The following is a 20,108-nucleotide window of genomic DNA, read 5'->3' on the forward strand; positions in this document are numbered from 1 at the left end:
CGGGGCGGCGGCCGAGGGGTCAGGATCCGGCGACCGGAACGCGCGAGTTGCCGGCGTCGTACTTCTGCACCATCGGGTCCTCGCTGGTGCCGAGCACACGCCAGTCCTCGTCCGGATCGAGGATCTTCTCCGCCGAACGGATGCTGCGGTAGTCGAGCTCGGGAGAGACCGCGGGCGGCTCGCCGCCCTCGGCCACACTCCTGGCCGCGGCCATCAGCAGCCGGCGCATCCGGATGATCGCCTTGTCGGAGGTGCCCAGCCGCTCCTGGGTGCGGTCGTAGATCGGGCCCATCGACTCGGTGACCATGAAGTCCTGGCTGATGAACTCACGCACGCCGGAGTAGGTGACGTCGCGCTGCTCCGCGCGGTCGATCCCGTAGTCATTCTCGGCCGTGTAGCGCCGCGGGATGATCCCGTTGCGGCCCACCTCGGCCGGCCCGAACTCGAACGGGCTCAGCGCGAAGAGGTTGGTGCCGCCGACCTCCTGCAGGCCCGGGTTGACCCGCGTGGAGAAGCTGTAGCGCCACGTGTTGTGGTCGTCGATCGGCACGAACAGACCGTGCTGGGTGCTGAAGGGCACCGACGCGATCACGGTGTTGTACGGGAAGCAGAACGCGCTCATCCGGACGTGCTTGTGCCCGTTGGGGGTGTCGCGGATGCCGACGTACTTGAACCCGTACCAGGTGTCCTCGATCTCCAGGCGCGGCGCGCGGTCGTGCTTCCAGAACTTCCACGACATCGCGTTCGACGGGTAGCCGGGCTTGTCGCTGCCGTCGTCGGGGATGTCGTCGACGCCGTTCCACTGGTGCAGCCACGAGATGTGGGAGGTGTCGAGGTTGCCCTCCATCGCCTGCACCCAGTTGCACGGGGTGTTCAGCTTGGTGGCGGCGACCTGGTCGGGCTCGAGGGACTCGGTGCCGAAGTCGCGGAACGGCGTCATCTTGTCGGCCGGGCCCATGTAGGTCCAGACGATCCCGCCCGACTCGTGCGTCGGGTAGGCCTTGGCCGTCACCTTGTCCTTGAACACGCTGTTCGGCGGCTCACTGGGCATGTCGACGCACGCGCCGTCGGCGTCGAACTTCCAGCCGTGGTACGGGCAACGCAGCCCGCACTCCTCGTTGCGGCCGAAGTAGAGCGACGCACCGCGGTGCGGGCAGTTCTCCTGGATCAGGCCGACCCGGCCGTTCGTGTCGCGGAACGCGACGAGGTCCTCACCGAGCAACCGCACGCGAACAGGATCGCTGTCCGGTGTGGGCACTTCACTGATCAGCAGAGCCGGCGTCCAGTAACGGCGCAACAGCTCGCCCATAGGAGTTCCGGGCCCCACACGGGTCAGGAGCTCGTTGTCCTGCGCTGACAGCATCGTCGGCCTCTCTCCAGAGTGGTGGTTGGTGTCGCAGGTGGATCGATCAAATCAGTGGGATCGGTGGATCAGGTGGTGCTGACTGCGGCGGCAGCCGCCTGGCGTTGCTGCTCCAGCAACGCAACTTGGCGGGCGGAGAGCGCGAGCAGCGGATGGGCTCCGACCTCGGTGAGCTTGTCGAACCCGTCGGCGAGCAGCGCGTCGCGCTGTTCGTCGGTGAGCTCTGCCCGCGCCGCCACACTCGCAGGATCGCGCACGAACTCGCTGCGCACCTCCTCGTCGGTGATGACGCGGTGCAGCAGCCGGTTGAGCGGGAAGCTCGACGGTTCGGGGAACCGGTAGTAGATGAAGTCGGTGGAGGTGAACTCGTAGCCGCCGAACTTGGGCACGGGGGTCGCGAGCGGCTCGTCCACAGTGGGCTCGGTGCCGGCGGGCACGGGGGGCACGAACTGCACGACGCCGTGGCCGTGGTGGCTCAGGTGCTGGTAGGAGAGCAGCGAACCGGGGACGGTGCCATCGGAGCCCGCGAGCACACCCAGCATCACGAACCACGTGAGCAGCTCGCTCTCGCCCACCTCGTCGAGCTGCACGGGCGTGAGGTCCAGCAGTTCCTCGTAGCGACCGGCCGCCACCTCCTGCAGCACCCACTCGTCGAACGAGAACTGCGGCGCGGTGTAGCGGGCGGTGCCGGGGAAGTGCGACATCCCGCCGCTCGCGAGTACCGCGACGCGCTCAGGGCGGTCGGCGAGCGCCTCCGCGATCGCCTTGCCCAGCGCGAAGCAGCGGCGCGGGCTGGGCAGCGGCGGCAGATAGGCGTTGACCAGCAGCGGGATCACGGGGATGTCCCGGTCACCCAGCACGTACTCGAACGGCGTGAGGAACGCGTGTCCGAGCTTGGCCTCCTGCGAGTAGGTGAGGTCGATGTCGCGCCCGACCACGCCGTGCAGCAGGTGCGTGGCGAGCTCGGTGTGCACCGGGATCCGGCGCTCCTTCTGCATGTAGTGCGCCTCGGCCTCCGGGGAGAGGATGAGGGTGAAGGTCGGCACCGCCTCCAGCCAGAACGTCTCGAGGTGGTCGATGCCGATCACCACCAGCGCGTCCGGCCGCGTCTCGTCGAGGACCTGCCCGAAGCGGCGCAGCGCGTCGGTGCTGCCGTCGAGCTTCGCGGGGTCCTCATGGGGCGGACGGCTCAGCAGCTGTGGGGCGTGCACAGCCGCGGCGGCGGCCACGATCTCAGCCATGGAGCGCTCCCTCCGGGACGACGCCGTCCCTGTCGTCATCGGTGTGCTCTTCACGATCCACGTACCGGACGCCGAGCCGCTCGAGCTCGGCGCGCAGCCCGTACATGTCCAGGCCCAGCTCTCCTGCTGCGAGCCGGGCCCGCTTGTCCGCCTCGTTGCGCAGCCGCGCCTCTCCCGCGGCGGCCACGGCCGGGGCCTGGGCGCGGGGAACGACGACCACGCCGTCGTCGTCGGCGACCACGACGTCGCCCGGCTCCACGAGGGTGCCGCCCACGATCACCGGCACGTTCACCGAACCAGGGCTCGCCTTGACCGTGCCCTGCGCGCTGACCGCTCTCGTCCAGACCGGGAAACCCATCCGGCGCAGGTCCGAGACGTCGCGTACACCGGCGCCGGTGACCAGGCCGATCACCCCGCGGCTGCGCATCGAGACCGCGAGCAGCTCACCGAACATGCCGTCGGTGGACTCCGAGGTGGTGGACACGACCACCACGTCACCGGGCCGGCACTGTTCGACGGCGGCGTGGAGCATCAGGTTGTCGCCGGGATGGGAGAGCACGGTGACGGCCCGTCCTGCGATCACCGCGCCCTCCTGCACCGGGCGGATCTGCGGGCCGAGGAGCCCGCGCCTGCCCTGCGCCTCGTGGACCGTGGCGACGCCCTGGCGGCCCAGTTGCGCCACCGCGTCGGCGTCTGGTGCGAGATCACTGCGCACGACGAGGTGCGCGTCCGGCCGATTCACCACAGCGTGCTCCCGACAGTGGGGAAGACCATCTGGAACGCCTCGGCGTGGGTGACCGTGCGCGGTGCGCCGTTGCGCACCGCCTGCACCCCGCGCCGTACGGCCAGGTCCTCGTAGTAGTCGATCAGATGTCCTTGCGCGGCGTCCATGCACTTCATGGCCGCTCGCTTTCGCTCGATCACCGGTGAGATGTCCAGGAAGCGGTTGGGCACGAACCCGCACTGCTCGGGCTGGTGCGGCTCGAACGCCATCACCTGGGACGCGCCCAGCGGCGGCGTGTTCCGGTCGGGGAGGCCGGCCGCCTGCGCGATCATCCGGCACCGCAGCACGATCTCGTGGGTGAGCGCGTGGTCCAGGTTGTACGGGTCGCGCTCGGCGTGGGTGAGCAGAACGGTGGGCTGCAGCCTGCGCAGCTGCGCGACGATCCCGTCGACCAGGTCGTCGGTGGCACGAAGGGGATAGTCACCTGCGTCGAAGAACATGATGTCGGCCCCGAGTGTCTGGGCCGCCGCGGCGGACTCCTCGGCCCGGATGGTCTTCACCGACTCCAGCGTGGCGTCCGGGGACCGCCACAGCGCCGCGGACTCGCCGCGCTCGCCGTAGGTGAGGCACAGCACCGTGACAGGGGCGCCGTCCTCGGCGCACCGTGCGATCGCCCCGCCCGCCCGCCAGACGAAGTCAGCGGCATGTGCGCTGACCACGACGACGGACGGCCCGTCGTCTCGGCTGGATGGAACCATGTGCTGCTCCTCCAGGCGTCGGGGTCGAGTGGTGTGGACCATAACTCCGCCACTCGGAAGTGGCAACCAGATTGTTAACAATCCCGTTGCCAGTTACGCTCAGCCCCGGAATCGCCGGCCACCGGGACGGCGCGGGGCGAGAGGACGTGCATGACCGCAGGCGGTGGAACTGCGACGACCGACGCGGTCGCCGTAGTGGTGAGCGCCGTTCGCGACGGCATCATGCAGGGCCGGTTCGCCCCGGGACAACGACTCCCCGAGGCCGACCTCGTCGCCCTGTACGACGCGTCGCGGGGAGCCGTGCGCGCCGCACTGGCGCAGTTGGAGAACGAGGGCATCGTCGAGCGGGAGCGCAACCGCGGCGCAAGGGTGCGCCCGATCTCGCTCCAGGAGGCAGTCGAGATCACCGAGGCCCGCGCCGTCGTCGAAGGGCTGTGCGCGGCCAAGGCCGCGGTCAAGGCCACCCCCGACGACCACCGGAAGCTGCGCGAGCTGGGCGTGGAGCTGGCCGCCACCGTCGAGAACTCCGACGTCGTGGCCTACAGCCAGGTCAACCAGCAGATCCATCGCGCCATCCGTGATCTGTCCGGGCACGAGACGGCCGGCCGAATGCTCGACCGGCTGCGCACGCAGAGTGTCCGTTACCACTACACCGTCGCGCTGCTCCCGGGCCGTCCATCGGTCGGCCTGCAGGAGCACCTCGAGGTGATCGAGACCGTCTGCGCAGGCGACCCCGAGGTCGCCGAGCAGCGGATGCGTGCCCATCTGCTCAGCGTGGTCGACGCACTCCACCAGCTCGACGCCAACCTGCACCAGTGGTGAGCGCCGACCGCTCGACCGTGCACTGCCCGAGTACTCGACGAGGAGGCCGGAACATGTCCGATCGAATCCGCACCACGCACGTCGGTAGTCTGCCGCGACCTGCGGACCTGCTGGCACTGATCAACGCCAGCGACCGTGGGGAACCGGTGGACGAGGCCGCTCTCGCGGCCACCGTCGAGTCGGCCGTTCACGACCAGGTGCGTCTCCAGGCCGAGACCGGGATCGACATCGTCAGCGACGGCGAGATGAGCAAGATCGGCTACGCCACCTACATCCGCCACCGGATGAGTGGCTTCGAGATCGGCGACGCCCCCCGCGCCACCCCGGCCGACCTCGACGCCTACCCCGACTACAAGGAGCAGCTGCACCGCTCCGGGGCCACCGTGGCCTACCTGCGCCCGATCTGCCGAGGCCCCATCGAGTACGAGAACTTCGAGCCGCTCGAGACCGACCTCACCACGCTGCGGTCCGCCATGAACGCCGCGGGCGTCGAGACCGCGTTCATGAACGCTCCGTCGCCGGGCATCGTCGCGCTGTTCCAGCCCAACGAGTACTACCCCGACGAGGACACCTACCTCAACGCGATCGCCGACGCGCTGAAGGTGGAGTACGACCGCATCGTCGCGGCGGGCTTCGATCTGCAGGTCGACTCCCCCGACCTCGGGATGGGCCGGCACAACAAGTACAAGGCGCTCTCCGACGAGGAGTTCCTCGTCCGCGCCGAGGTGCTCGTCGAGGTCCTCAACCACGCGCTGCGCGACGTGCCGGCCGATCGCGCCCGCATCCACCTGTGCTGGGGCAACTACGAGGGCCCGCACACCTTCGACATCGCGGTGGAGAAGGTGGCCGACCTGGTGCTGCGCGCCAAGCCGGCAACGATCCTGTGCGAGGCGGCCAACCCCCGCCACGGCCACGACTGGGCAGGCTGGGCTGCGGCGAAGATCCCCGACGACAAGGTCTTCGCGCCCGGCGTGATCGACACCACCACCAACTTCGTGGAGCACCCGGGCCTCGTCGCCGAGCGCATCCTCCGCTACACCGACATCGTCGGTCGCGAGCGGGTGATCGCCAGCACCGACTGTGGCTTCGGCACCTTCGCCGGCTGGGGCGGCGTGGTGCCCGAGCTGGCCTGGGAGAAGCTCCGCTCGCTCCGCGACGGCGCCGCCATCGCGACCGAAAAGCTCTGGTGACCACCGTCCCGACCCCCCTGTGATCACCCGAACGTAGGAGGCACGACATGGAGTTCCTGGTACGCGCGGAGAACCGCTTGCCCCCGGAGACCCCCGAGGAGGAGCGCAGCCGCCTCAAGAAGGGTGAACGGGCGCGGGCGGACGAACTACGCGCGGCCGGGAACCTCAAGCGGCTGTGGCGGGTACCGGGCCGCAACGCGACGATCGGCCTGTACGAGTGCGCCGACGCCACGGAGCTGCACGACCTGCTGTCCTCGCTGCCGATGTTCCCGTGGATGGACATCACCGTCGAACCCGTCGCGACCCACCCACAGGAGCAGTGACAGTGGCAACGTTCGTCCTCCTGCACGGCGCGTGGCACGGCGGCTGGGCCTGGCGGAAAGTGGAGCCGTACCTGCGCTCCGCGGGGCACGAGGTGCTGACCCCCACCCTCACGGGGGTCAGTGACCGGGCCCACCTGCTCAGCCCGGCCGTCGGCCTCGACACCCACGTCACCGACGTCGTCGCATTGCTCGACGCCGAGGGCGCCACCGACGTCGTCCTCGTCGGCCACAGCTACGCGGGCCAGGTGGTCACGGGTGTCGCCGACCGCAGGCCCGAGGCACTACGGCGGCGTGTGTACCTCGACGCGTTCGTCGGCAACGACGGCGAGGCCGCCATCGACCTGCTCCCGCCGCATGTCGCCGAGCACTACCGCGAGTCGGTGGCCGGGCCCGGCTTCGGCTGGCTCATCCCGGTGCGGTCGCTGCAGGCGCTCGGCGTCACCGACGAGGCCGACACCGAGTGGCTGACCGCACGGCTCACGCCGCACCCGTGGCGCACCTACACGGAGCCGCTCGCGCTGAGCGGCCGTCAGGACGAGGTCCCGGCGGTCTTCGTCGAGTGCACCGACTGGATGCGGGTCTTCCGCGCCCACAGCGAACGGGCCGAGAACGCGGGCTGGCCCGTGCTCAGCGTCCCCACCGGCCACGAAGCGATGGTGACCGCTCCGGAGGCACTGTCCAAGATCCTGATCGACGCGGCGGCCTGAAACACACACCGAGCACTGCACCGGGAAGGCGACGATGGAGTTGCAAACACCAACACAAGGCGCTGAGACAGTGGCCGAGGCCTTCCTGGTGCAGCTGCGCCGGCGCGGGGTCGAGCGGCTTTTCGTCAACAGCGGCACCGACTTCGCGTCACTCGTGGAGGCCTACGCCCGGCGTAAGGACTCCGGCCTCGACCTGCCCGACGTGGTCGTCTGCGCCCACGAGAACCTCGCCGTGTCGATGGCCCACGGTTCCTACCTCGGCGACGGGCGGGTGCAGGCGGTCATGCTGCACACGAGCGTCGGCACCGCCAACGCGGTGTGCGCGGTGTTCAACGCCGCCCGCAGCCGGGTGCCCGTGCTGCTGACCGCGGGCCGCACACCGCTGTTCGAGCACTCGATGCTCGGCTCCCGCGACGCCCCGATCCACTGGGCGCAGGAGATGTTCGACCAGGCCGGGATGCTGCGCGAGCTCGTGAAGTGGGACTACGAGCTGCGCGACGGCGCCCACGTACAGGACGTCGTCGACCGGGCGCTCGACATCGCCACCACGGAACCGCGCGGTCCGGTCTACCTGTCGCTCCCGCGGGAGGTGCTGGCCGGTCCGGTCTTCGGCCCCCAGGACGCCGCCGCGCCCGCCGTGCCGACCACCGCGCACCCGGACCCCGCTGCCGTCGCCCGGCTGGCCGACCACCTGGCCTCGGCCACGTTCCCCGTGATCGTCACCGGCGACGCCGGCGCCGACCGGCGGGCGGTACCGCTTCTCGCCGAGCTCTGCGAGCGGTTCGGCATCGCCGTGGTCGAGAGCGGGGTGCGCCACGTCAACATCCCCGCCGACCATCCGCTGCACGCCGGTTACGCCGTCGGCGAGGTGCTCGCCGAGGCCGACGTCGTCTGCGTCCTCGACCTCGACGTGCCGTGGCTGCCCGGATCCACGACTCCCCGCGCCGACGCCGTGGTCGTGCAGTGCGGGCCCGACCCCAGCTTCTCGCGATACCCGATGCGCACCCACCGCACGGATCTGACGATCACCGCGAACGTCACGGCCCTGCTGCCTGCGCTCACCGAAGCGCTGGCCGAGCGCGCGGTCGACCCCGGCCGGGCCGATCGCCTCGCCGCCCGCGTGGGCGGCTGGCGGGAGCGGCGGGCCCGGCTGCTCGACACGGAGTCCGCCGCCGGCGGGCCCATCACCAAGGCGTTCCTCAACACGGCGCTCGCACAGGTGCGTCCGTCCGACGCGGTCGTCGTCAACGAGTACTGGGCCTCCCCCGAGATCCTCGGCTCGACCGTGCCCGGCACGTACTTCGGCACGCCGCCCGCCGGTGGGCTCGGCTGGGGGCTTCCCGCGGCCATGGGTGTGCAGCTCGCGCGCCCGACGGCCACCGTGATCGCCACGCTCGGCGACGGCGCCTACATGTTCGCCAACCCGGCCGCGTGCCACCAGGCGATGGCCATGCACCACCTGCCGGTCCTCACGGTGGTGTGCACCAACGCGCACTGGGGCGCGGTGCAGTCGTCGGCCCTGCGGATGTACCCGGACGGTCATGCGGCGGGTGCCCCCGAGCTGTCCCCGCTCGCCCGGCTGGACCCGGCGCCCCGGTTCGCCGCCTACGCGGAGGCATCCGGTGGCCTCGGCCTGCACGTCACCGAGCGCGCGGAGCTGGTGCCCGCCCTGCAGCGCGCACTGCGCACCGTGCAGGACGAACGCCGGCACGTACTTGTCGATGTGGAGTGCGCCTGACCTGATCGGCTCGATCCTCGGCGCGCCGGGTAACGCGGATCGCGAGATCCGCGAGAATGACGCCGCAGTCCGTAGAGGATCAAGGAGCCCGACGATGGCCGTCGCGCGCGGGGCGGGCTCTGCCGCCATCTCGATCGACGTGGCGCGCGCCCGCCGGGTTCTCGACGCGTTGGCCCCTGCGGTCGTCTACCTGCTGGTGCGTCTCGCCGGGGTCGGCGTGCTCGCCGCGATGGCCGCACACGACGGGGCATCGCTGCTCGGCGCGCTGACGAGCTGGGACGGCCACTGGCTGCTCGCCATCGCCGAGCACGGCTACGCGGCCGTCCCGGCCGACATGGTCGACGCCACCGGCCACCGCACCCCCGAGACGCCACTTGGTTTCTTCCCGGGGTACCCGGGCCTCGTCGCCGCGGCCCGCCTGCTGACCGGCGGCAACCTCGTGGCCGCCGGTCTGCTCGTCAGCACGGTCGCGGGCGTGGCAGCGGCGTTCGGCCTCACCCGTCTCGGCGAGTCGGTGCCCGGCGGATCGCGGCGGGCCGGGCTGCTTCTCACCTGCCTGTTCGCCGCCTCGCCGATGGCCGTCGCCCTCTCGATGACCTACACCGAGGCGCTGTTCTGTGCGCTCGCGGTGTGGGCGCTGGTCGGCGTACTGCGCGAGCAGTGGATGCTCGCAGGGCTGTGCGCAGCGGGCGCGGGGCTGGTGCGGCCCACCGGCAGCTCGGTCGTGGCTGCGGTCGGGTTGGCGGCGCTGGCCGCCGTGATCCAGCGGCGCGGCGGGTGGCGGCCGTGGGTCGCGGGGGCGCTGGCCGCCACGGGCGCCCTCGGCTACGTCGGCTACGTCGCCGTCCGCACGGGCGTCCTCGGCGGCTGGTTCGTGATCCAGCGGGAGGGATGGGGCTGGCACCTCGATGGCGGCGTCGCGACCGTCCGCTGGCTCGCCGAGGTCCTGACGTCGAGCCAGAACGTGTTCGACCTGCTCACCGTGCTCAGCCTGGTGGGCAGCGTCGTGCTGTTCGTGGTGGCCGTGGTCATGCGGATGCCGTGGCCGCTGCTCGTGTACGGCGGGCTCGTGCTCGTCACCACGTGGGGCACGGACGGCCTGATGAACTCCAAGCTCCGGGTGCTGCTCCCCGCGTTCGTGCTGCTGCTCCCGGTCGCGATCGGTCTCGCCGGGCGCCGGAGGGCCACAGCCGTGGCGGTCGTCGTGGCGGCAGCCTTCGCGTCGGCGTGGTTCGGCGCGTACGCCCTCACGATCTGGCCCTACGCCATCTGACCGCGCCCGTGTTCGCGGCCCACCGAATGGATTGCGCCACCGTCCGTCGGCCAGGCCTCCGCGTCCCTCCATGCGGCGATCGTGTCGGCCGATTCGAACGCCGGGTGCGTCCGCAGGTAATCGTCGAGTCCGATGGGTTGCCGTCCGATCAGGCGGTCCACGTCGGGGCTGACGGATTCGGCAAGCCCTTGCCGGAACAGGCCGAAGAGCTCCCGGAAATGGTCCGCCTCCCACCACGCCATGCCTCGCTTCTGGAACTGCCGGCGCACCTCCCACGGGTTGAGCTGCACGGTCTCCACTGTTCGCCCGATCCGGGCGCCGACCTGCTCCGCGATCTCGTCGAAGGTCACGGCACGGGGACCGGTGAGCGCCAGGGTCTGACCCGCCCACCGGGGATCCGTGAGCGCTTCCGCACCGCATTCGCCGATGTCCCGGACGTCGACGTAATTGATGCCGGCAGGCCCGAGAGGATCGATGATCTTCCCGGTGTCGCGAAGGATCGGCAACACTATCCGGTCGATCAGGAACTGCATGAACGTGCAAGGCTGCAGGATCACAAAAGGCTGACCGGAGTGCGTCAGCACCTGCTCGACCTCCCAGTGCCTGCGCGTCGCCTCGGGCCCGTCCGGCGTCACGGCCGCGGTGGTGCCGGAGACCTTGACGATCCGGACGCCGGTTCGGCGTAGCACCCGGATCATTTCCAACTGGATGTCGGCCGATCGGGGATCATGGGGTGTGAGGAGAAAGGCCGCGTCGAGCCCGTCGGCCGCGTCGAGCAGCGAGGACTGCAGATGTGGCGTACAGCAGCGGATATCGACCCCGTCAGGGAACAGCCGCAGTGCGCGCTGCGGGTCTCTGGTGAAGACGCGGGTGCACACGCCACGAGCACGCAGCGCCCGGACCACATGCGGTCCGACGATTCCGGTCGAACCGATTACCAGGACTGACATTGAGCGAGCTCCTGCGCCTCAGGTGAAGTGACTGAATCGCGCGAGCTTCGGCAATCCACGTTCCGGCAGTTCTTCATCGCTCCTCGATCAGGTTCAGAGCCATGGGGTTCTCCTCGCCGTGCGGTACGGATGCTGTGCGACGTGGTCTCGCGAAACTGGGCGGCTCTGCCATGCGCTCCGCGACGCCATCGGCGGCGGTGCGCGAGCGATCACATATCTTGATAGTCACAGTTTATTACTGAATCCACGGTAGCCCAATGCCCGCGACGAGGGCAAGTTTTCGAAGCCGACCGCCCGATCGAAAACGGCGATCATCATATGAACGACCGTTTACAGTCAATCTGGCCGAAAAGATCACGACGGGCAGTTAATCCGAATGTGCCGCAGAATCTCCGTCGCGCTGACGAGCCTGATGCCGGCGCTGATGCTCGGTGACGTCGATCAGCGCTTCCTTGAACCGGGTGAACGCGTCGTGTCCGAGGCGGAGCGCGTGCCGCTCCTGGATCGACGTCATGATCTTCTCGGCGGTACGCATCTGCTCCAGCCCACGCTCCGTGGGGCAGACCAGTTTGGCTCTGCGGTCGGCAGGGTCGGGCTTGCGCTCGACGTAGCCGAGTGCCTCCAGTTCGTCGATCACGGTGCCGACCACTTGCTTGTGCTGACCGGAGAGCCGGGCCAGCTCCGTCGCCCGGACACCGGCAGCTTCTACATAGGCCATCACCGCGCCGTGCCGGGGATGCAGGTCGCCGAAGCCTTTCGCCGCCAGTGTCGAGAAGAGTTCGTTCTGCACGGCGAACAACAGGCGCCCAGCCAGCACCCCGAGGTCGGGGGTGATGGTGGTGTCGATGCTGTTCCGTTCGGCCCGGGCGACCATCTGATGCCTCCTCAGGCTCCACTCAGGGGCCGAACACAGCCACCCTTCGCGGGAAGTTTAGTGGGTACGTCGCGAATAGACGGTGCGCCACTGTGATGACGCTATGGCCGTCCGCGACGGTTGCGCCCTTCTGGCCGATGCCGGCCCGCACAGGCAAATCCACCGTTATGCCGGCGCACCCCTGGCGCGGTTACGGAAGGCGGTCGGGGTCTCTCCGGCGCGCTGTCGGAAGAACTTGGTGAACACGACGGCGTCGGGAAAACCGAGTCGCTCGCCGATCGCGCCGGCGGCCGCATCGGTATGCACGAGCTGACGCTTGGCCTCGAGAAGGACCCGGTCGTCGATGAAGCTCTTGGCGCCGCGCCCCGTGGCCGTACGTGTCGCTCGGGTGAGGGTGCGGACGCTGTAGCCCAGGCCCCTCGCGTAGTCCGCCACGCGATGAGTTCGCGAGAAGTCTCGCTCCACCGCCTTCTGGAAGCGGCGGAATGCCTCGTTGCCGCTCGCGTCGTCCCCAGCCTGGACGCCCTGGACATGAGCCAGGCGCAGGACGAGGACGGCGAGCAGATGGCGGACGACCTCGATGTGGGACTCGAGAGACAGATCCGCCAGCCCGCGGAACTCGCTCTCCAGCAGATCCAGCACGCGCCGAACCTTGTCCTGATCTGCGCCAGTGGGGATCAGTGGTTGCTGCCCGGCCGGCTGGTCGACGCGGGCGATGTCCACGGTGGCGCGGCTCAGGAAACCGGGCTCGAAGAGCACGACCGCGCCCTCGGCCGAGTGAAGGTGCGAGCAGAGCTGGTAGATCTGGCCGGGACGCACCCACATCCAGGCACCCTCGCTCAGCTCGTGCTCGGTGAAGTCCACGGAGCAGCGCAGGGTGCCCGAGCGCACCGTGATGAGCTCGTGGAAGGCCAGCCGCTTGGGGGCGTACGGGTCCACGTCATGACCACGGGCGCGCTCGGCCAGGCCGGTGAAGTCGAGAACCTCCACACCCGGCGGGGCGCCCGCGGAAGTCCGATAAGGGACTTTCGTGACGTCGGCGTGTCCGTTTCTGTCCATGATCTGTCTCCAGCCTACGACCTCTGACGCCGGCCGGCATCTAGCGTCAAGAGCGACGGAAGCGGCCACGGCGCGCACAGATCGCCGTGATCACGGTCCGCCGCGACAGCACGATGACCGAAACTGTCCGCGTCATCTGCCTGCTCGCCTCATCCGACGAAACCGAGGGGGTCGTGAACCGTGCGACTGATCGTGGGCATGACAGGCGCGACGGGCGCCGTGTTCGGCGTCCGGCTGTTGGAGAACCTGGCCGAGATACCGGAGGTGGAAACGCACCTGGTGGTCAGCCGCTGGGCCCGGGCCACGATCGAGCTGGAGACCGGTCGCAGCCTCGCCGAGGTCAACGCGCTCGCCGACGCCACCTACCAACCCGAGGACCAGGGCGCAGCCATCTCCTCGGGCTCCTTCACAACGGACGGCATGGTGATCGTGCCGTGCTCGATGAAGACGCTCGCCGGGATTCGCACCGGATACGCCGACGGACTGGTGGTCCGCGCCGCTGACGTGGTCCTCAAGGAACGGCGCAAGCTCGTTCTCGTACCGCGCGAGACCCCACTGAGCGAGATCCACCTGGAGAACATGCTCGCGCTCAGCCGCCGGGGCGTACAGCTGCTGCCACCCATGCCGGCCTTCTACAACCACCCTCGGTCGGTGGACGACATCGTCGACCACATCACCGCCCGGATCCTCGACCAGTTCGATCTGCCCGCGCCCGCCGCCAAGCGGTGGGAGGGCATGCGGCCCGCTCGCAAACTCCGTCCCACCGCATAGCCGCTGCGTGTGCCGGTGCGAGCCGGATGACCTGTGAAAGGACCCCCCATGGCATACGACGACCTGCGAAGCTTCCTCGACACCCTCGACAAGGAAGGCCAGCTCCTGCGGATCACCGAGCAGGTGATGCCGGAGCCGGACATCGCCGCCGCCGCGAACGCCGCCCCGCGCCTGGGCGAGGCGGCCCCCGCCCTCCTCTTCGACAACGTCACCGGCTTCACCGACGCGAAGATCGCGATGAACGTTCACGGCTCGTGGGCCAACCACGCGCTGGCGCTGGGCCTGCCCAAGGAGACGGGCACCAGGGAGCAGATCGAGGAGTTCATCCGGCGCTGGACGGACTTCCCGGTGGAGCCCGAGTGGCGCGAGAACCCGCCGTGGGCCGAGAACACCATGGACGGCGACGACGTCGACATCTTCGAGGTGCTCCCGCTGGTCCGCCTCAACGACGGCGACGGCGGCTTCTACATCGACAAGGCGGCGACCGTCTCGAAGGACCCCGACGACCCGGACGACAGCGCCAAGCAGAACGTCGGCATCTACCGCATCCAGGTCATGGGCAAGGCGAGGCTGTCTCTGCAGCCCGTGCCGATGCACGACATCGCCCAGCACCTGCGTAAGGCTGAGGAGAGGGGCGAGGACCTGCCCGTCGCCATCACCCTCGGCAACGACCCGGTGATCTCCATCGTCGCCTCCACCCCCTTGAGGTACGAGGAGAACGAGTACGGCCTGGCCGGTGCCTTACGCGGCGCGCCCGCCCCGGTCACGGCTGCTCCGCTCACCGGGTTGCCGGTGCCGTGGGGATCCGAGGTCGTCATCGAGGGCGTCATCGAGGGCCGCAAGCGCGAGATCGAGGGCCCGTTCGGCGAGTTCACGGGCCACTACTCCGGCGGCCGGAGGATGCCCGTCATCCGCATCGACAAGATCTCCTATCGCACGAATCCCATCTTCGAGCACCTCTACCTCGGTATGCCGTGGACCGAGATCGACTACCTGATGGCCGCCAACACGTGCGTACCTCTGTACAAGCAGCTCACGGCCGACTTCCCCGAAGTCCAGGCCGTGAACGCGATGTACACCCACGGCCTCGTGGTCATCGTCTCCACGAAGAAGCGGTACGGCGGCTTCGCCAAGGCCGTCGGCATGCGCGTGCTGACCACACCGCACGGCCTCGGGTACGCCGCCACCGTGATCGTGGTGGACGAGGACGTCAACCCCTTCGACCTGCCCCAGGTGATGTGGGCGCTGTCCGTCCGGATGAACCCGGCCGACGACCTGATCCGCATCCCCAACCTGTCGGTGGTGGCGCTGGACCCGGCTGCCCGGACGCCCGGCATCATCGACAAGCTCGTCATCGACGCCACCGCGCCGATCGCTCCTGACGACCGCGGCCACTACAGCACCCAGGTCAGCGACCTGCCGGAGATGGGTACGTGGGTCACCAAGCTGCAACAGCTGGCCGCGCGACGCTGACCCGGCCGGCCGGACCCGGCTCCGCTCTCACCGACCCGCCTTCACGGAAGGAAGTGCCGCCATGGCGGACACCACGATCTGCCCGCGCTGCGCACACGAGACCGTCGAGACGGTGTTCTCCTCACCAGTCGCCGGCGCCTGGGACGTCCTGCAGTGCCGACAGTGCCTCTACATGTGGCGCACCAGCGAACCCGCCCGCCGCACCCGGCGCGACGCGTATCCCGAGGCCTTCAGGATGACTGCCGAGGACATGGAGAACGCGCCCGCGATGCCCACCGTCGCGCCGTTGCGAAGCACCACCGGCCGATGATCACCGCGATTCCGTGGAAGCCGTCGGCCGAAGGCCCGCCGCCTCACCACGGCACCGGGCCGTTGTCGTCGAAGAATCCGCCGGTCTCGCCGTCGTCGCCGACAGTGGCCCAGTACACCGAGGATCGGGCGCCCTCGTCCGTGCTGCGCACGCCACGAAAGCCGTTCAGATCGGTGGCGACGTAGCCCGGTGTCACCGCGTTGATCTTCACATGGGCCAGCTCCGGATCGTCGAGGAACGCGTTGGCGTACTTGACGGTCAGCATGTTCACCGCAGTTTTCGTTGCGGAGTAGGCGAACGACTCGTGCGAGCGGGCGAACATCGAGCCCTTCTCGGTGGCCTTGGCGAACATGGCGGAATCGCTGGAGACGTTGACGACCCGCGCCGCCGGGGACCTGCGCAGCAGCGGCAGCATCGCGTGGACGACCCGGACCAATCCGAACACGTTCGTCTCGAACTCCAGACGCATGTCATCGGCCGACACCGCGGTCGCCTGCTTGCGGACGAGAGCCCCGGCGTTGTTCACCAGGACGTCCAGGCGGCCGTACTCCCGGCCGACGAACTCGGCCGCCCTGTCGACCGACGCGTCGTCGCTGACATCGATCTCCACGGGCCGCACCACTATCCCGGCTTCGGCGAGCTCCCCGGCCGCCCCGGCGCCGCGCTCGGCATCCCGGCTCCCGAGGAGCACGGTGAGGCCACGCTCGGCCAGCTGACGGGCCGTGGCCAGGCCTACGCCCTTGTTGGCACCCGTGACCAGAGCGATCGTTTCGGCGGACATTCTCCCCGTTTCCCTGTGTCATGACACGTAGACTCCGAACTGAGAGTGCCCCTCGACTTTAACCGTAGGGGTCCTACGCTTGTCAATCCTGGAAGGTGAGATGGAGCCCGCCCTCCCGTCGCGGCGCCCGAGGCGTGCGGACGCCCGCCGCAACTTCGACGCCCTGCTCACGGCGGCCCGGGACTCGTTCGCCGAGAACGGCGCGCACGCCTCCCTGGAGGACATCGCCCGGCGGTCCGGGGTGAGCATCGCCACTCTCTACCGCAACTTCCCCACCCGCGAGGACCTCGTGGAGGAGGTCCACCGCGACGAGGTCGACGCGCTGTGCCGCACGGCCGGCCGGCTCGACGACCTCGAGCCGTGGGACGCACTCGTCACGTGGCTGCGCCGCTTCGTCGACTACATCGGCACCAAGCTCGCCTTGGCCGACGCACTCAATCGCACCACCGACAGCTTTCAGGCATGCCGCAAGGCGATGCGCGACGCCGGTGGCCCCCTGCTCGAACGCGCGCAGCGAGCCGGCGTCGCGTCCCCGGTGCCGTCGATCGACGACATCCTGCGCATGATCTCCGGCATCAGCGCCGTCGAATACGTCGATGACGCCCAACGCAAGCGGGTCTTCGAACTCGCTCTCGCCGGGCTGCGCGCCGCTCCTGCCACAGCGGGCGGCTGACACGCCGCTCGGCGTCAGGACGCGGGCGTCACCTCGACGATGCCGCGTCCGGCGTCGATCCGGACATGGTCGCCGGTGCGGATCACCGTGACCGGGTCCTGATCCAGGTCCGTCACCGCCGGGACGCGCGTGACCACCGCGCCCAGCGCGGCCTTGGTGGTGGTCACCGTGAAGATCATCCCGATCGGCGCCGTGCCGAGCAGGCGGGTGGTCTGGAAGAACCCGGACCAGCCCGAGGAGCCCTTGGCTCCCGGGAACACCAGGATCTTGCCGGTGAAGCAGACGCCGTGGAGTTCGTGGCGGCGCTCGACGATGGTGCCGGTGGCGGGGTCGATCCCGCCCCAGCCGGAGATCGTCTCGTGCGAGACCAGCGCCTCCCCCTCCACCACGCCCGGCACGACCGTGCGCCCACGCAGCACGAACGGCGCGCGCGTCTCCTGGGTCATCGCAGCTCTCCCCTCCAGCGCCCGGTGACGGCCGCGTCCACGCAGTCGTCGAGCGTCCCGAACCAGGCCTCGATGCCGAGGATCGCGGGCAGGTAGTGCGCCTGCTTCGCCGAGTCGGTGGCGAACACCTTGGTGCCGGCAGGCGCGGTGCGGGACATGGCAGGACAGGAGTCGGCGAGGATCTTCCCTCCGGCCGCCTCGATCACGGCGGTGTAGCCGCTGCGGTCGGCCACGTCCTTGAGCGCGCGGGGCGCCATGATCCACAGCTGCGTCCCGGAGTGCAGCCGCTTCCCGTCGAGCGCCCGGGCCGCTGCCCTGATCTGGTCGATCGAGGCGTGCGGGCAGCCGAGCAGGACGAAGTCGACGTCCGTGGACGAGCCCTGGTCGTTGAGCGTCTCGTACATCGCGCGGCGCTCCGCCGGCCCGTAATGCACGGCCTCGGGCACGGGTCCAGCGCCGAATGCGGCCTCGACGGTCGGGGCCTCCGGGGTGATGCCCGGCAGGTGGTAGAGCTCCACCCCGCCCGACGACGCGGCCGCGGCGCCGAAGTGCTTGAGGTCGACGAGGTCCGGGTGGGCGTACTCGCCGACGACCACGGGGCGCTGGTCCTGCACGAGGCCGCCCGCGAAGTAGCCGAGCATCCCCCAGTCCATGAAGTCGCGCACCGGCCCGTCGACGTGCACGAGATGCGTGCCGTGCCGGTTCTCGGTGAGGTGGTTGCCCCAGCACGGGATCTTGCCCGTGAGGCTCGCGGCCCCGGTGGAGGCGCCGCCTTCGCAGTTGGTGCGCGCGCCGATCACGGAGTTGGCGTAGACGACCGCGGAGGACTCCATCCAGGCGATGTGCTCGCCACGCACCGGCAGGTTCCCCACCTGGTACGGCGTGCAGGTGGCGAGGATGTTGACCCCACGCCGCCCGTAGAACGCCTCGGCGTCGGTCTGCAGCTCCACGAACTCCTTCGGGTAGGGCACCGTGCCCACCGAGTCCGGCCCGAAGCCGTGCTGCAGCTGGCAGGTCGGCACCTTCATGTCCGGGATCTCGAGCGGCTCGTCGCAGTCGAGGTTGATCACCGCGAACGCCTTGTTCCAGCCGCCTTCGGCCACCAGCCGTGCCTTGGCGGGAGAGGGCTGGGTGGTGGTGCCGGCCACGTTGCGCGTGTCGCAGAACCGCTCGGCGTCCAGCGCCTCGCCGTAGCGGATCAGCAGGTCCATCGCCGCCGCGACGGCCGGGCCCTCCGCGCCGTCGCGCATGGCCTTCTCGTCGTCGGTGAGGATCATCCGGTGGTCTCCTTCGGCGCGGACGCCACGGCGGCCGGGCCTGCCACGGGGTTCGTCTCCGGGCCCTTGCGCACCGCGGCGAACATCAGCAACCCGCCCCCGACGATCAGCACGATCGGCCCGTACTCGTACGGCATGATCGCGCTGAGCCCCAGCAGCCAGAAGCTGTAGAGCCCCGGCAGCACCAGGCCGAACATGTAGCCGATGCCGTAGCCGCTTGCTCGCACCGACGCCGGGAACCGCTCGTTGAGGTAGACCAGGATCACCCCGAGCGGCGCCGAGGGGATCACCTTGGCGATCACGTACAGCAGCCCCACCACCCAGTCCGGCGCACCGGCGCGCCCGGTGACGGCGAGCAGCAGGAACGCCCCGGCGACGACGACGGTCATCACGAGCGCCCAGCGCATCAGCAGTGCGCGGCGCCCGATCCGCTGCCCCACCGCGGCGAGCAGCATGATCATCCCGATCGTCACGACGGAGGAGACGATCTCCAGCGTGGAGCTCAGTTGCGCGCTGCGACCCAGCACCTGCACGAGCAGCGTGGGGAGGAAGGACACCGACATCTGCGTCGCGAACCAGTAGCCGCAGGTGAACAGGAAGACACTGGTGATCAGGGCGCGGTGTTCGATGAACAGCTCGGCCACGGGCTGGCGCCGGGCCGTGGCCCGGCGCTCCTCGTACACCGACTCGTCCTCGACGACCTTGCGGTAGTGCCACAGGTACACCAGGCCGAGCACGAACCCGAGGAAGAACGGGATCCGCCAGCCCCAGGTCAGGAAGCCCTCCTCCGGCACCCCGTCGAGCACCCCGAGCAGCAGGGCGTTCATGACGAGCAGGGCCGCCGGTGCCCCGATGGCGATGAGGCCGCCGACGCGGCCCCGGCGCGACACCTGGGCCTGCTCCAGCGCCAGCGGGATCGGCGCCGCGTAGCCGCCCGCCAGGAAGATGCCGCCCACCAGCCGCAGCACGGCGAACACGACGATCGCGCCGTAGCCCCACTGCGCGTAGCCGGGCATCAGCCCCATGAGCAGGGTGAGGATCGTGAAGGCCCAGCCGCTGATCATCGTGACGCGCTTGCGCCCGATCCGGTCGGACAGGTTGCCCAGCAGCACGCTGCCGATCGGACGGCCCAGGAGCCCGACCGTGAAGAGCAGCGTGGTGATCGTCGCGCGGATCTCCGCCGGTAGGCCTGCCGGCATGAAGTAGGCCATCGCCGCTGGCAGCACCAGCGCTGGCAGATAGACGTCGAAGCTGTCGACGAACATCGAGAACGCTCCGCCGCGGGCGGATCTCCGTTCGTCGGCCTCGGTGATGGTGGTGCGTCGGACTTCGGACAGCGTCATCGCCGGCCTCCT

At 69.7% G+C, this 20,108-nt stretch carries 21 protein-coding genes; 10 read left to right on the forward strand and 11 right to left on the reverse strand.

The genetic code is table 11. The features are described from left to right. Positions 1–19: 19 nt before the first annotated feature. The 4 genes from ABD743_RS23965 to ABD743_RS23980 all read right to left on the reverse strand — a co-directional run bounded on the left by ABD743_RS23965 (position 20) and on the right by ABD743_RS23980 (position 4,086). The gene (locus ABD743_RS23965) at positions 20–1,363 is read right to left on the reverse strand and encodes a Rieske 2Fe-2S domain-containing protein (protein WP_344724398.1); all 1,344 of its coding nucleotides are present in this window, start codon (positions 1,361–1,363) and stop codon (positions 20–22) included. 68 nt (positions 1,364–1,431) lie between these two features. Then, positions 1,432–2,604, reverse strand: coding sequence for a DODA-type extradiol aromatic ring-opening family dioxygenase (locus tag ABD743_RS23970; RefSeq protein WP_344724399.1), 1,173 nt, complete (start codon positions 2,602–2,604; stop codon positions 1,432–1,434). Further along, positions 2,597–3,349, reverse strand: a complete 753-nt coding sequence (locus ABD743_RS23975; RefSeq protein WP_379659202.1) for a 4-carboxy-4-hydroxy-2-oxoadipate aldolase/oxaloacetate decarboxylase — start codon at positions 3,347–3,349, stop codon at positions 2,597–2,599. The genes ABD743_RS23970 and ABD743_RS23975 overlap by 8 nt, the downstream gene beginning before the upstream one ends. Then, positions 3,343–4,086 carry a PIG-L deacetylase family protein gene (locus tag ABD743_RS23980; protein ID WP_344724400.1) on the reverse strand — a complete coding sequence of 248 codons (744 nt, stop codon included), beginning with the start codon at positions 4,084–4,086 and terminating at the stop codon, positions 3,343–3,345. Before ABD743_RS23980 ends, ABD743_RS23975 begins: the two co-directional genes overlap by 7 nt. A gap of 150 nt (positions 4,087–4,236) precedes the next feature. On the opposite strand from ABD743_RS23980, the gene ABD743_RS23985 reads away from it, so the two are divergent. The 6 genes from ABD743_RS23985 to ABD743_RS24010 all read left to right on the forward strand — a co-directional run bounded on the left by ABD743_RS23985 (position 4,237) and on the right by ABD743_RS24010 (position 10,139). After that, positions 4,237–4,908, forward strand: coding sequence for a GntR family transcriptional regulator (locus ABD743_RS23985; protein WP_344724401.1), 672 nt, complete (start codon positions 4,237–4,239; stop codon positions 4,906–4,908). Positions 4,909–4,961: 53 nt separating this feature from the next. Further along, complete coding sequence (locus ABD743_RS23990) at positions 4,962–6,098, forward strand: cobalamin-independent methionine synthase II family protein (RefSeq protein WP_344724402.1); 1,137 nt, start codon at positions 4,962–4,964, stop codon at positions 6,096–6,098. A gap of 47 nt (positions 6,099–6,145) precedes the next feature. After that, complete coding sequence (locus ABD743_RS23995; protein WP_344724403.1) at positions 6,146–6,421, forward strand: muconolactone Delta-isomerase; 276 nt, start codon at positions 6,146–6,148, stop codon at positions 6,419–6,421. A 2-nt stretch (positions 6,422–6,423) separates the two neighbouring features. Further along, a complete protein-coding gene (locus ABD743_RS24000) occupies positions 6,424–7,128 on the forward strand; it encodes an alpha/beta fold hydrolase (RefSeq protein WP_344724404.1) in 705 nt (234 codons plus the stop codon). A gap of 70 nt (positions 7,129–7,198) precedes the next feature. After that, positions 7,199–8,866, forward strand: a complete 1,668-nt coding sequence (locus ABD743_RS24005; protein ID WP_344724405.1) for a thiamine pyrophosphate-requiring protein — start codon at positions 7,199–7,201, stop codon at positions 8,864–8,866. A gap of 94 nt (positions 8,867–8,960) precedes the next feature. After that, positions 8,961–10,139: a hypothetical protein gene (locus ABD743_RS24010; RefSeq protein WP_344724406.1), complete on the forward strand. Its 1,179-nt coding sequence runs from the start codon at positions 8,961–8,963 to the stop codon at positions 10,137–10,139. On the opposite strand, the gene ABD743_RS24015 is transcribed toward ABD743_RS24010, so the two are convergent. The 3 genes from ABD743_RS24015 to ABD743_RS24025 all read right to left on the reverse strand — a co-directional run bounded on the left by ABD743_RS24015 (position 10,127) and on the right by ABD743_RS24025 (position 13,022). Next, a complete protein-coding gene (locus ABD743_RS24015) occupies positions 10,127–11,089 on the reverse strand; it encodes an NmrA family NAD(P)-binding protein (RefSeq protein ID WP_344724407.1) in 963 nt (320 codons plus the stop codon). The two genes, ABD743_RS24010 and ABD743_RS24015, sit on opposite strands and share 13 nt — an antisense overlap. A 367-nt stretch (positions 11,090–11,456) precedes the next feature. Next, positions 11,457–11,963, reverse strand: coding sequence for a MarR family winged helix-turn-helix transcriptional regulator (locus ABD743_RS24020; protein WP_344724408.1), 507 nt, complete (start codon positions 11,961–11,963; stop codon positions 11,457–11,459). Between the two features lie 165 nt (positions 11,964–12,128). Next, complete coding sequence (locus ABD743_RS24025) at positions 12,129–13,022, reverse strand: helix-turn-helix domain-containing protein (RefSeq protein ID WP_344724409.1); 894 nt, start codon at positions 13,020–13,022, stop codon at positions 12,129–12,131. Between the two features lie 180 nt (positions 13,023–13,202). Between ABD743_RS24025 and ABD743_RS24030 the strand changes: the two genes are divergently transcribed. The 3 genes from ABD743_RS24030 (at position 13,203) to ABD743_RS24040 (ending at position 15,576) form a co-directional block, all read left to right on the forward strand. Continuing rightward, positions 13,203–13,793 (forward strand): non-oxidative hydroxyarylic acid decarboxylases subunit B, encoded by a 591-nt coding sequence (locus tag ABD743_RS24030; protein ID WP_344724410.1) that lies wholly within the window; start codon positions 13,203–13,205, stop codon positions 13,791–13,793. Positions 13,794–13,841: 48 nt separating this feature from the next. Continuing rightward, positions 13,842–15,266 carry a non-oxidative hydroxyarylic acid decarboxylases subunit C gene (locus ABD743_RS24035; protein ID WP_344724411.1) on the forward strand — a complete coding sequence of 475 codons (1,425 nt, stop codon included), beginning with the start codon at positions 13,842–13,844 and terminating at the stop codon, positions 15,264–15,266. A gap of 61 nt (positions 15,267–15,327) precedes the next feature. Next, entirely contained in the window at positions 15,328–15,576 is a 249-nt protein-coding gene (locus tag ABD743_RS24040) for a non-oxidative hydroxyarylic acid decarboxylases subunit D (protein ID WP_344724412.1), read from the forward strand. 43 nt (positions 15,577–15,619) lie between these two features. On the opposite strand, the gene ABD743_RS24045 is transcribed toward ABD743_RS24040, so the two are convergent. Beyond that, positions 15,620–16,357 carry an SDR family NAD(P)-dependent oxidoreductase gene (locus tag ABD743_RS24045; protein WP_344724413.1) on the reverse strand — a complete coding sequence of 246 codons (738 nt, stop codon included), beginning with the start codon at positions 16,355–16,357 and terminating at the stop codon, positions 15,620–15,622. 100 nt (positions 16,358–16,457) lie between these two features. On the opposite strand from ABD743_RS24045, the gene ABD743_RS24050 reads away from it, so the two are divergent. After that, positions 16,458–17,030 (forward strand): TetR/AcrR family transcriptional regulator, encoded by a 573-nt coding sequence (locus tag ABD743_RS24050; RefSeq protein WP_344724414.1) that lies wholly within the window; start codon positions 16,458–16,460, stop codon positions 17,028–17,030. 14 nt (positions 17,031–17,044) lie between these two features. On the opposite strand, the gene ABD743_RS24055 is transcribed toward ABD743_RS24050, so the two are convergent. The 3 genes from ABD743_RS24055 to ABD743_RS24065 are packed head-to-tail and all read right to left on the reverse strand — an operon-like array spanning position 17,045 to position 20,096. After that, positions 17,045–17,476, reverse strand: a complete 432-nt coding sequence (locus tag ABD743_RS24055; protein ID WP_344724415.1) for an aconitase X swivel domain-containing protein — start codon at positions 17,474–17,476, stop codon at positions 17,045–17,047. After that, positions 17,473–18,753, reverse strand: a complete 1,281-nt coding sequence (locus tag ABD743_RS24060; RefSeq protein ID WP_344724416.1) for an aconitase X — start codon at positions 18,751–18,753, stop codon at positions 17,473–17,475. Before ABD743_RS24060 ends, ABD743_RS24055 begins: the two co-directional genes overlap by 4 nt. After that, the gene (locus ABD743_RS24065; protein WP_344724417.1) at positions 18,750–20,096 is read right to left on the reverse strand and encodes an MFS transporter; all 1,347 of its coding nucleotides are present in this window, start codon (positions 20,094–20,096) and stop codon (positions 18,750–18,752) included. Before ABD743_RS24065 ends, ABD743_RS24060 begins: the two co-directional genes overlap by 4 nt. Positions 20,097–20,108: the final 12 nt, after the last annotated feature.

Origin of the sequence: Pseudonocardia yunnanensis (genome assembly GCF_039534065.1) — a bacterium.
Classification (GTDB): domain Bacteria; phylum Actinomycetota; class Actinomycetes; order Mycobacteriales; family Pseudonocardiaceae; genus Pseudonocardia; species Pseudonocardia yunnanensis.